Origin of the sequence: Erwinia sp. E_sp_B01_1 (genome assembly GCF_036865545.1) — a bacterium.
In the GTDB taxonomy this organism is placed as follows: Bacteria; Pseudomonadota; Gammaproteobacteria; order Enterobacterales; family Enterobacteriaceae; genus Erwinia.
Window position 1 is genome coordinate 2336751 of record NZ_CP142208.1, and the last position, 11125, is coordinate 2347875.

Consider the following 11125-nt stretch of genomic DNA (forward strand, 5'->3'; position numbering starts at 1 on the left):
TTTTTACCAGGTTCTAAGCCTGGTACAGGATCGGTAAAATGGTGGAGCAAAACCCCAGTGAAAGCTGGGTTAAGAATCTCAAAATGTTTCTGCTGGCTTTACAGGGAGATGGCTTCATCGCTCATCCCCGGTCCGGGCCAGCAGGAAGGAGTGAGATTTTTTACTGTTCAGCCCTGCTCAGCAGGCGTCTGGCGGATTTACTGGCCTGGCTTATCAGCGAATGCACATCCTGTTGCTGCATATGCCCGTCCTGTTTAACGAGGATGCCATCGACCATTACCGTGGTGACGTTTTCTGGTCGGGCAGAATAGACAATCAGCGCTGCCGGATCGCCACCGCCAAAACCACTTAAATTCAACGCGTCCGGGTCAAGGATCTGGATGTCCGCCCGTTTACCCCGCTCCAGTGAGCCGGTTACCGCCGAAAGCCCCAGCGTATCAGCACCATGCCAGGTTGCCAGTTCCAGCAGCTGGCGGGCATCCGGACTGGTCTCATCTTTAGTTGCTCCACTTAACGTTAATGCTGCCAGCCGTAATGTGGCAAACATATCCCCGCTGCCCGCCAGTGCATTGCCGTCTATCCCCAGCCCTTTGCGTGTTACCCTTGAGAAATGGTCGAGCCGGGTCAAACCATAGCCGACCCGCTGTTCGCTAATCGGCGTTAAAGCCAGACTTCCACCCGCCTTTTCAAGCGCCGCAAGCTGAGCCTGGGTAGCCTCCGTTGCGTGAACTACCGTTAACGACGGATTAAGAAAGCCGCGTTTTATCAGGGCATTGAACATGGCATTCGCCTCCCCGCTGACGTGAACCTGCACCGGGAGGTTGTGGTGCCTGGCGAAGCTGAACTCTTTATTACGCATAGCCCAGTTATTTTCATCCTGTAGCTGACGTGGTAAGCGCCACCCCAGCCCAAGCTTAACCCGGTCATCTGGCTGCTGCTGCTGCACCAGGCTCAGCAAATGATCCGTATCTATCGGGTGCTTTGTGGTTTTATCCGGGCCGCCGTAATACATAAGAGCGCGAATACCGGAGTCTTTCAGCGCTTTCAGCCCGGCATCCCCCCACTCGGGTCCTCTGATATTGTCGAAAAAGTCGCCGCTGGTGGTGATCCCGCTGGAAAGTAACTCCACTGCGCCACTGTACATTGCCGTATAGATATCAGCAGGATGCATACGAGCCCCCAGTTTGTTGCTGACTGGGAAAAATTTGCCATCCTGATTGCGAAACTGCCCTCGCATAGTGGTCACCCAGAGGTGTGAATGAGTATCCACAAATCCGGGTAGAACAAATTTTCCATTTGCATCTATTATCTGGCGTCCTTCAGTCGGGAGATTTTTACCGATCTCAGCTATCCGGCCCTGGCGAATTAAAATATCGCTGTCAGGCAAGTCGATACTGCCTGGTTTTAGTGGCATTACATAGCCATTTTTTATAACAATATCAGTTGATTGCTGTGCAAACAAAGGCGAGGTGGCTGCTCCGGTGAGCATTACCGCCAGTAAACATAATCTCTTCATCAGCTTCCCCGTCAATTTCATTAAAAGATAAAACAAAATGAAACGTACATTTTATGATAGGAAATATTTGCTTTTATGAAGCTGTAAAAGAGAAGAAAGGCCAGCTTTCCGTTCCATATGTGCTATAGGAGTAAGAAACCGCAGCGCGGCATGCCAGCAGTTAAGCCCCAAATCCACCGTCTATGGTCAGTGCGGCACCTGTCACCATTGCTGCTTCCGGGCTGGCAATCCAGAACACCATACTGGCAACTTCACTGGCGTGAGCATGCCGTTTGATGGCCATTAAATTGTGCAGCGTTTCGTTCATCGGCCCTTCAGCCGGATTCATATCGGTATCTGTGGGGCCTGGCTGAACCACATTTACCGTGATGCCACGGCTGCCGAAATCTCTTGCCAGACCACGCACCATGCCCTGAAGCGCTGATTTAGTGGCGCTGTAGGCAGCCAGTCCCTGCACTGCGCTGCGATCGGCGTTGATCGAACCAATAAGGATAATCCGCCCTCCTTCATGCATCTGCCGCGCAGCTTCGACCGCTGCAAAATAGGGGGCGTGAATATTCACCCTGAACAACATCTCGATCTCATCCGCCTCGATCCCCAGCGGGTCTCCTGCACTCAGCAGGCCCGCATTAATAACCAGCACATCCAGTTCACCGGCATGATTCAGCGTTTCTATAAGGGCAGCACGATCGGACACATCCAGTTGAAGCCGGTGGCTGTTCGTCTCATCAGCGATAACCTGAGCCTTCTCAGGAGAACGGGCATAAGTGAAAATCACGTCATCCCCGCTCTCTGCAAAACGACGCACGATAGCTTCGCCAATGCCCCGACTGCCACCGATAACGAAAACCCTTCGGGCGCTTTTGATCTCTGGATAATCTGTCATGTTATTTCCTCTGATTCAGAGCCTACATTCAAAGATGATGCCGGTTGCGCAGCCGCATTGTCTGGCTTCACCGGCATCGTTAAGTTGGGCTGGCGTAATGAAGAGGTATCGCTGTTCATAAGCATCGGTGAGTATAGGAGACTTTAAGCGGCTGAGGTTTTACTGGCTCACAGTTTCAGCTTAAAGGGCCGTCGGTGGAACAAGTCAGCGCCTCCCAGGCGTCTATCCCGGCGGTATAGTCTGTGATCCTGTCGCGCACCAGGCTGAGCGCGTCGCTCCCTAACAGCAAATGTGCAGGCGGCGTCTCACTGGCAATCACCGCCAGCATGGCCCGCGCCGCTTTTACCGGATCGCCAGGCTGCCTGCCATTTTTCTCTTCCCTTGCCTTACGGATGGGATCGAATAAGGGATCGTAATCGGCAATTGTCCGGGCCGCGCGCACCATAGAGCGCCCTGCCCAGTCCGTGCGAAAAGATCCCGGGGCAACGGCAGTGACGGCGATATTGAAAGGCTTAAGCTCCTTCGCCAGCACATCTGAAATACCTTCCAGGGCAAACTTGCTGCCGCAGTAATAGGCGATACCGGGCATAGTAATAAATCCGCCCATAGAGGTGATATTGAGAATATGCCCGCGACGGCGTTCACGCATGGCGGGTAAAAGCGCTTTAATCACGGCTACGGCACCAAACACGTTGACGTCGAACTGCCGTTTCATTTCGTCCAGCGGCGACTCTTCCATGATGCCCTCATAACCGTAACCCGCATTATTGACCAACACTTCTACCGGACCAATACTGGCTTCCACTTCAGCAATCACACCGGGGATAGCCTCAAAATCGGTAACATCGAGGATACGGCCAAAAGCCCGCTCAGCATGCAGGGACTCAAAGGCTTCCCTTGCCGACTCGCTGCGTACGGTACCGACAACCTGATAACCGCAGGCAAGGGCCTCCTGCGCCAGAGCACGACCAAAACCGCTGCTGACGCCGGTGATAAACATAATTTTTGATGAAGACATACAAAACTCCTTCTGGTTAAGAGAAATGAATAATATTCTCTATGACACGGCGTTTTCAGACCCAATCTTCTCTGATGATTGCCTGTTTCTATGAGGACGTAGTGATATGAATCATCCGGACACCGCTGTTGAAAGCCAGAATTCCGCTCAGCAAAGCATGATTGACCTGTTACAGAAGCTGGCGCCGCAGGAGGGATATAACCTGACGCCGCTCCCCGGCGTGCGTTTTTTGCGTTCGGATCGCCCTCTTACACGCACCCCCGTCCTTTATGATCCCGGCATCGTGATAGTTTGTCAGGGGTGCAAACGGGGCTATTTTGGTGACAGGACTTACGTTTATGATCGGTTGCACTATCTGGCCGTGTCGGTCCCTGTGCCTTTTGTGATGGAAACCGATGCCTCACCGGAACATCCACTGCTTGCCCTGTATCTGCATCTGGACTTCAGGCTGGCGGCTGAACTGATAATCCAGATCGACAGACAAAGCGATGCGATGGTGACAGCCATTCCAGAAAGTATGATGTCCAGCCCGATGGATGCAGAGATGCAAACTTCTGTACTTCACTTTCTTAAGGCGATGAGTAAGCCGCTGGACAGTGTGATACTGGGACCGGCCTTGCTACGCGAGCTCTACTTTCGCGTTCTCACCGGGCCTCAGGGGAATGTAATGCGCTCGGCATTGGCTATGCAGGGTCAGTTTGGGAAAATTGGTAAGGCGTTACGGCGTATCCACGCAAATTACGCTAATCCACTGGATTTAACCCAACTGGCAGACGAAGCAGGCATGAGCGTACCCAGTTTTCACGCCCATTTTAAAGCTATTACCCGCACATCGCCGATGCAGTACGTGAAATCCACACGCCTTCATCAGGCAAGACTGCTGATGGTCCGGCAAGGCATGACCGCAGCGGTAGCCAGTCAGGCTGTGGGTTATGAAAGTCCGTCGCAGTTTAACCGGGAATTTAAGCGTTTATTTGGCCTTCCACCGGCTGAAGAGGCACGACGTAGGCGGGAAAACTTCGCCATCCCGCCGGCGCATTCAGCATCAGAGTTTGTGTCGTCCCATTAACAGGCTTTCAGGATGAAATTCGAATCAGTAAAGGAATATTGGCGGTGTAACCAAGGAAAATCTTAAAAAAACGGGGTAATTTTTGGCGTAATTCCTAACAGGTATAGCCCCGAGACAATTAACAGCTGCACTGATTTGGTGCCAATTATAACCATAATAAAAACCACCGGCATGACCACTAATTACTAAGTCAGCGCGGCAAATTTTGTTAATTTAAGTCAAATACGTGAGTCCGTTTGCGCTTAAGCCTGCTCGCGGCGCTTTAAAAGCGGGCTGATCCTCTCTGAAACACAGATTGCCCCCTGCTGATGCAATGCTTGTTAATGATAAAATCCGGTACTGAATTTATGGGTAGTTTCCCCACATCCGGACGCCATTAAACAGACCATCCATATGTTTCACTTTTGATAACACCTGAAAAAGGGCTGGCAGAGCTTTGCCCGATAACATTTCCTTATGATAGTCTACTGCCGCATACAGACTTATACCTTATTCAGGACGAAGAAAAAGAGCATGGCCATATTCACTTTGTTATTTTTAGCAATGGTTTGGGGTTTTATTAAGCTTGTCAGACTTTCCCGTACGGCACCTGTCAGCAAAGTGGTCAGGCAGGTTGTTTCCCTGTTTGATAAAGCACCGGCAGATTCAAAGCCGACATGGTCAGAAGACAATCTTAAAAAAAGTCAGTTTTTTTCTTATTAAATGCCCGCTGCCGGACTATGGGTCTCAATAAGGATTACACCAGTTTTGTTTTGGCCGACAAACAACAGCACACAAATTTGATTCGTTTTGCGGCCATTGCAGAACAGGCTGGCCACTCTTTAGAGATCCAGGCTCGTGCCGCAGCAGAGTTAATCTCTATGATGTGGGAAGTGGAATCCAGCAGAGAGAATTTATTCAGCGAGTAAATATACCAGCGTCCGTCATTGCAGTTAATTTTATTACCCTCTGACACTGGCCTGATGTCATGGAACCTGCATGCTTAATTTTTGCCCCCTTCAGGCCGGTGCTTTTTCCTGTTTTTTTAATCATGGTTATGCGAGTTTTATATGCGTTTAAATAGTATAGGGCGAAATGCTATCTGGATGATGTCCGAGAAGATCATTTCCATTTTTGGTCTTTTTTTGTGACCTCTTATGTAGCTAAGTACATTGGCCCCTCTTTATTTGGTGCGCTGTCGCTGGCAATGGCCGTGTTTCAGATAGTGCAGACCGTTGCTCAAATGGGCGGTGAAAATATCATTTTCAAACGCGTGGCCAAAAAGGTCGATTCGGGTGTTCGTCTGATCCGGGCCTCCTTTATGCTGCGCCTGATGCTTTATACTGTGCTGGCGATTCCGGTGGTTCTCTACTTCTGGTTCTCTGCTGACAAGACCGCTTTTGTATTCGCCATTTCAGTCGCTCTCGCCTGCCTGTTCAGCGCTATAGATGTGTATACCATCTATAACAACTCCACCCTCAGCTCCAAATACAACGCTGTTTCCAACGTTATCGGGCTGGTGATTGGGCTTGGCGTAAGGTACATCATCGCCAGACTGCAGCTCGACCCGATGCTGCTTGGTATCCCGATTGTGCTGACCACCCTGATCCCGTTCCTGATCAGAAGAGCCAGGTTCAGGCGCGATGCAGGTCATGTCAAACCTATCCATAAAGAGTGGCGAAAAAACTCTCTGGTTTATTCTAAATACATGTTGATGGCGGGCAGCGCCGTGATGCTTTCCAGCATTTCGGTGGCAATTTATACGCGCATCAATCTCTTTTTCATCTCTGAATTCACCGGAAGCTATCAGCTGGGTATCTATTCGGTAGCGCTGACGCTTGCCACCTCGTGGAGTTTCTTTGTCAACTCGGTAATTACCTCCTTCTATACCTCAATCTATGCTGAAAATGATGAGGCTACGGCAATGAAGCAGGCGGCAAAGCTCAACAGATATGCGGTGATCTTCTCTGCTTTCTTTGTGGGGTTCATTGTTATCTTCGGCAGGGAGATTATTCACCTGCTGTATGGCGATGAATATAAAGATGCCTATATCCCTGTGGTGATCCTTTGCGTAGGCACACTACTCTCCTCCACGGGTTCAGTGGCCTACAGGTACATCATTAAACATTCAGGCTATGCCTACTTATCTAAAAAAATGGTGGCCGTGTTCCTGATCAGCATCCCTCTTTCTTATTTCTTGACCCGATATTTTGGCATTACCGGCGCGGCAATAAGCGTGGTTGCAGTGGAATTTTTATCCCTGACGGTAATGAACTATTTTTTCAACAAAGCACTCATCCTGAAGTTGCATATCCTGACCCTGTCATTCAAAGGAGCTTGAAGTGAAGCGATTAAAAAATCTTGCTTTAAATAAAATGCCATGGAAGTTACGAGACAGTTATAAATACTACCGTGCTTTTGGTATGCTTCCCGATCTGAAGATACCGAAAACTTTCAATGAAAAAGTACTGTACAGAAAACGTTTCCTCTGCACGGACAATGAAAATTACACCATGCTGGCGGATAAGTTTCTGGTCAGGGAGTATGTGAAAAGCTGTGTCGGTGAAAAATACCTGATCCCTCTGGTTGAGCATTTTGACGATGTCCACTCGCTGGCGGATGTCGTCAAAAACCTCGAACACTGCGTGGTGAAACCTAATCATGGCGCGGGCATGGTCAAAGTCATCAACGATAAATTGAAAGAAGAGGAAGTCGCCGCGCTGCTGATTGAAGCTGAAAGCTGGCTGAAAACCGATTTTTCAATTCAGAGTTGCGAGTTCCATTATCAGAATATCAAAAGAAAACTGCTGATCGAAAAACGCATCGGTGATGGCGTAGCGGCCCTGACTGATTATAAGTACCACCTGTTTAAGCAACCAGACGGGTCAGTGTTCTTCGTGCTGCAACTCATTGATGACAGGTTTGAAGGCGCGCTCAGCCGCACCTTCTATATCAATAATTTTACCGAAGCCTATTCCGGCACGCATGAAATCGGAGAGGAACTTCTGCCTTTAGTTCAGCAAGGTCTGGAATTAAGCATAAAGCTACTGGGCGATCTTGAGTACGCCCGCATCGACTGGTATATCCATGAAGATGAACTCTACTTTGGCGAAGTCACCCTGACGCCTGCCGCAGGGTTTGGTATAGGGTATGGTCGCGATCTGGATGTGCTGATGGGCAATAAATGGCATATGTCGGATACCAGCAACCTCGTACCGGCCTGAGTTTAGCGGGATCTTTTCAGGCAGTGATTTGGTGTTCACCGGATCGCTGCCTGTTTTCGTTCAGGAGCCCCAATCTTTACTTTGATACGGCTATATAATTCACATGCCCGACTACGCCCCCGGCACCGCCATCTTTGGGATGATTAATGCCATCCGTGACGCCAATCGAAGGGAAGTCAAAAGGTGAGACCCCTTCTATACAGGCGACGTTAACGCCGTACTGCTGAGGATCGGAGCGACGCTGGTGGAAGGTATAGATGCCGCAGACGGCACAGAAGTAATGCGCAGCTTCACCCGTATTGAAACGATACTCCATAAGAAATTCTTTGCCCTTGATCACTTCAATCTGCCGGGCCGCGACCACTACCGCGCCGCGCATACGGCAAAATGAACAATTGCAGCGGCGCAGCGTATTAAAGCCATCGGTGAGATCGGCGTTGAACACCACGGCACCACAATGACACTGGGCAGATATTTTACCGCTCATAACACTCTCCCTGATTCAGTCAATGTACTAACAGAAGGATAGTCATCCTGGCAGAGGTTCGTGACAATTTTACCGGCAGAAAAAAACGCCGCGGTTCATAGAACGGCGGCGTATTGCTTATCCAAAGTAAGATTGAGCATCAGCCATGAATCGCCTTGGCGTCAAGGTTATAAAGCGTTGCCGTTGCGGCCAGCACATGCTGCTCGTCGTTACCCGGCTTATGGGATTCCACATCCGTAATATGATAGCCCACGGCGCCAGCCTCCAGCGCCTTCTTAACGATGGCATCGTTCAGCTCTTCCATTGAGGTTGCCCAACTCACCGTTGTCACGCCCACGGGCTGCATTGAGGCTATCTCACTCCAGGAGAGTCCTGAACGGATCAAAACAGGCTTGACGCTCTGAGGTGAAAAGATCGCTAAAACATCGCTAACCAGCTTTTTCATGGTCTTACTCCTTTCAGATGACTTCAAAACCGATGATCTGGCAAGGGTCAGGCTTTTTGATGATCGATCGGCCCAAATTCCCTTAACAGTCACAGCGTAAGCGCACGGCAAGCGTTGCCCGCGTCAGGAGTAATAAATACCTTTTGATGTTAATCGTTTTAGCTTTAATTGCTAATTAGGTGTTAATGAAACGTCTTACCCAACTCTTCAGGTAATTCAGGAAGATATTTTCATTTGATTACATTTTGGTGTGTTCTGACACCGGTCGATCGGGATAGCACGACCATTATGATCCGCAGGGCCTTAAAGGCATCTGCATACCTTCTGGTAAAAAAAAACCTGAACCCCGGAAGGTTCAGGCCTGATTCAGTTAGCGGGTTGAAGCCTTACCGGCGGCGGAACAAGGCAATGCTGCGCCCTTCCAGCACAAAATCCACCTCTTTGGTAATGACTAACCCCTGATTTGCTGTCTCTGAGGTGGTCAGCTCCAGCACCCAACCGCCCTCGCCAAACTGCGGGATACTGAACGGGACGTTGCCTTCAAACGGATTAAACAACATCAGCACATCGTGCCAGATACCTTCTTCCTGTTTGAGGTCGTTACGACCAAGATAAACGCCCAGCGTCGAGCCTTCATCCCACTGTTCAGACTGCTGGAACCCTCCCCCGGCGTTGAACCATTTGATATCCATACCGTCGCGCCAGCTCTCACGGCGCAGCAGCGGCTGTTTAGCCCGAAGCTTGATCAGCTGACGCGTAAACTCGCGCAGCGCCCCGGCAGAATCTGGCAGATTGTCCCAGTGAACCCACGAAATTTCGCTGTCCTGGCAGTATCCGTTGTTGTTACCCAGCTGGCTGCGGCCAAACTCATCACCCGCCAGCAGCATGGGCGTACCATGGGAGAAAATCAGCGTGGTGAGGAAGTTGCGTTTCTGCCGTTCACGTATGGCATTGATTTTTTCATCAGAGGTCAGGCCTTCAACGCCATAGTTGTAAGACCGGTTATCATTGTGTCCGTCGTTATTATCCTCACCGTTAGCGTCATTTTCCTTCTCATTGTAAGAAACGAGATCGTTAAGGGTAAAGCCATCGTGGGCGGTAATGAAATTGACGCTCGCCCAGGGGCGACGGCCACGCTGGTCGTAAAGATCGCCGGAACCCAGCAGGCGGGCGGCAAAATCGGTCGAAACGTTGTCACCTTTCCAGTATTCACGCACCGTATCACGATACTTGTCATTCCACTCTGCCCAGCCGGGCGGGAAGCCGCCTACCTGATAGCCGCCCGGACCGATGTCCCAGGGCTCACCAATCAGCTTGAGTTTTGACAGCACCGGATCCTGCATCACCGCGTCAAAAAAGCCGCTCCGCTCGGTAAATCCGTCCGGCTCCCGGCCCAGAATAGTGCCAAGATCGAAACGAAAACCATCGATATGCATGGATTCCGCCCAGTAACGCAGGGAATCCATAATCATCTGCAGCACGCGGGGATGAGAGGTATTAACGGTATTGCCGGTGCCGGTATCGTTAACGTAGTAGCGATGCTGGTCGGAAATTGTGCGGTAATAGGAGAAGTTGTCGATGCCTTTAAAGGAGAGCGTTGGACCAAGTTCGTTGCCCTCTGCCGTGTGGTTATAAACGACATCAAGGATCACTTCTATCCCGGCGTCATGGTAAGCCCGTACCATATCGCGGAAGCCCTGAATACCGTTGGGGCCAAAGTAACGCCTGGCTGGCGCAAAGAAGCCCAGCGTATTGTAGCCCCAGAAGTTTTTCAGCCCTCTGTCGAGAAGATGCTGGTCATCCGGGAACCAGTGAACCGGCAGAAGCTCGACCGAAGTGATGCCCATACTTTTGATATAGTCGACAGTGGCCTTGTGCCCCATGCCTTCATAAGTGCCGCGCAGCGCTTCTGGCAAAGCTGAATTAAGCTGTGTGAAGCCTTTGACATGGGCTTCATAAAGCACGGTTTCGGACCAGGGTATGCAAGGACGATTTTCATCGTGCCAGTCAAATTCATCGGGATCGATAACCTTGCACTTTGGCGTAAATGGCGCGCTGTCGCGCGTATCAAAGGTCAGGTCTTTGTCTTCATGCTGCATATCATAGGCAAAATGCGCTTCATTCCAGTCAAGGCTGCCTGAAAGTTCGCGTGCATAGGGGTCGATCAGCAGCTTATTGGGATTGAATCTGTGGCCGTTGTCCGGATCAAAGGGGCCATAGACCCGATAGCCATAAAGCGCGCCAGGTTGCAGATCCGGAACGAAGCCGTGCCAGACTTCATTGGTATATTCGGGTAGATCCAGTCGGGTGATTTCAACCTCTCCGGACGGGTCGTAAAGGCATAATTCAACTCTCTCTGCGTTGGCTGAAAACAGCGCGAAATTGACGCCCTTACCATCATAATTAGCCCCTAAACGAAGGCTGTGACCTGCCGTGATCTCATAAGGCTTACCTTCTGACATGCTTTACTCTCCATGGATACTCTAATTACGCACGAAAGC

11 protein-coding genes are annotated in these 11125 nt (G+C 50.4%); 5 read left to right on the forward strand and 6 right to left on the reverse strand.

The genetic code is table 11. From position 1 onward, the window contains the following. Window positions 1-160: 160 nt before the first annotated feature. The 3 genes from VRC33_RS11160 to VRC33_RS11170 form a co-directional block, all read right to left on the reverse strand. Window positions 161-1516 carry an amidohydrolase family protein gene (locus VRC33_RS11160; protein ID WP_338563866.1) on the reverse strand — a complete coding sequence of 452 codons (1356 nt, stop codon included), beginning with the start codon at window positions 1514-1516 and terminating at the stop codon, window positions 161-163. A 160-nt stretch (window positions 1517-1676) separates the two neighbouring features. Beyond that, the gene (gene bdcA / locus VRC33_RS11165) at window positions 1677-2402 is read right to left on the reverse strand and encodes an SDR family oxidoreductase (RefSeq protein ID WP_338563869.1); all 726 of its coding nucleotides are present in this window, start codon (window positions 2400-2402) and stop codon (window positions 1677-1679) included. A gap of 175 nt (window positions 2403-2577) precedes the next feature. Continuing rightward, window positions 2578-3420, reverse strand: a complete 843-nt coding sequence (locus VRC33_RS11170) for an oxidoreductase (protein WP_338563871.1) — start codon at window positions 3418-3420, stop codon at window positions 2578-2580. Between the two features lie 157 nt (window positions 3421-3577). Between VRC33_RS11170 and VRC33_RS11175 the strand changes: the two genes are divergently transcribed. From VRC33_RS11175 to VRC33_RS11195, 5 genes are all read left to right on the forward strand, one after another. After that, window positions 3578-4489, forward strand: coding sequence for an AraC family transcriptional regulator (locus VRC33_RS11175; protein ID WP_338564259.1), 912 nt, complete (start codon window positions 3578-3580; stop codon window positions 4487-4489). A 513-nt stretch (window positions 4490-5002) separates the two neighbouring features. Then, a complete protein-coding gene (locus VRC33_RS11180) occupies window positions 5003-5191 on the forward strand; it encodes a hypothetical protein (RefSeq protein ID WP_338563873.1) in 189 nt (62 codons plus the stop codon). Window positions 5192-5208: 17 nt separating this feature from the next. Continuing rightward, the gene (locus VRC33_RS11185; protein ID WP_338576999.1) at window positions 5209-5397 is read left to right on the forward strand and encodes a hypothetical protein; all 189 of its coding nucleotides are present in this window, start codon (window positions 5209-5211) and stop codon (window positions 5395-5397) included. A gap of 218 nt (window positions 5398-5615) precedes the next feature. Then, on the forward strand, window positions 5616-6809 hold the full coding sequence (locus VRC33_RS11190) for an oligosaccharide flippase family protein (protein WP_338563876.1): 1194 nt from the start codon (window positions 5616-5618) through the stop codon (window positions 6807-6809). A 1-nt stretch (window position 6810) separates the two neighbouring features. After that, a complete protein-coding gene (locus VRC33_RS11195; RefSeq protein WP_338563879.1) occupies window positions 6811-7692 on the forward strand; it encodes an ATP-grasp fold amidoligase family protein in 882 nt (293 codons plus the stop codon). Window positions 7693-7768: 76 nt separating this feature from the next. Here VRC33_RS11195 and VRC33_RS11200 read toward each other — a convergent pair whose 3' ends face one another. From VRC33_RS11200 to glgX, 3 genes are all read right to left on the reverse strand, one after another. Then, a complete protein-coding gene (locus VRC33_RS11200; protein ID WP_338563881.1) occupies window positions 7769-8179 on the reverse strand; it encodes a GFA family protein in 411 nt (136 codons plus the stop codon). 139 nt (window positions 8180-8318) lie between these two features. Then, window positions 8319-8624, reverse strand: a complete 306-nt coding sequence (locus VRC33_RS11205; RefSeq protein WP_338563883.1) for a DUF1471 domain-containing protein — start codon at window positions 8622-8624, stop codon at window positions 8319-8321. A 386-nt stretch (window positions 8625-9010) separates the two neighbouring features. After that, a complete protein-coding gene (gene glgX / locus VRC33_RS11210; protein ID WP_338563885.1) occupies window positions 9011-11086 on the reverse strand; it encodes a glycogen debranching protein GlgX in 2076 nt (691 codons plus the stop codon). Between the last annotated feature and the right edge of the window lie 39 nt (window positions 11087-11125).

Bases quoted from the DNA above. Each gene is read 5' to 3' on its own strand.
- VRC33_RS11160 (WP_338563866.1), bottom strand. From the start codon at position 1,516: ATGAAGAGATTATGTTTACTGGCGGTAATGCTCACCGGAGCAGCCACC.
- bdcA (WP_338563869.1), bottom strand. From the start codon at position 2,402: ATGACAGATTATCCAGAGATCAAAAGCGCCCGAAGGGTTTTCGTTATC.
- VRC33_RS11170 (WP_338563871.1), bottom strand. From the start codon at position 3,420: ATGTCTTCATCAAAAATTATGTTTATCACCGGCGTCAGCAGCGGTTTT.
- VRC33_RS11175 (WP_338564259.1), top strand. From the start codon at position 3,578: ATGATTGACCTGTTACAGAAGCTGGCGCCGCAGGAGGGATATAACCTG.
- VRC33_RS11180 (WP_338563873.1), top strand. From the start codon at position 5,003: ATGGCCATATTCACTTTGTTATTTTTAGCAATGGTTTGGGGTTTTATT.
- VRC33_RS11185 (WP_338576999.1), top strand. From the start codon at position 5,209: ATGGGTCTCAATAAGGATTACACCAGTTTTGTTTTGGCCGACAAACAA.
- VRC33_RS11200 (WP_338563881.1), bottom strand. From the start codon at position 8,179: ATGAGCGGTAAAATATCTGCCCAGTGTCATTGTGGTGCCGTGGTGTTC.
- VRC33_RS11205 (WP_338563883.1), bottom strand. From the start codon at position 8,624: ATGAAAAAGCTGGTTAGCGATGTTTTAGCGATCTTTTCACCTCAGAGC.
- glgX (WP_338563885.1), bottom strand. From the start codon at position 11,086: ATGTCAGAAGGTAAGCCTTATGAGATCACGGCAGGTCACAGCCTTCGT.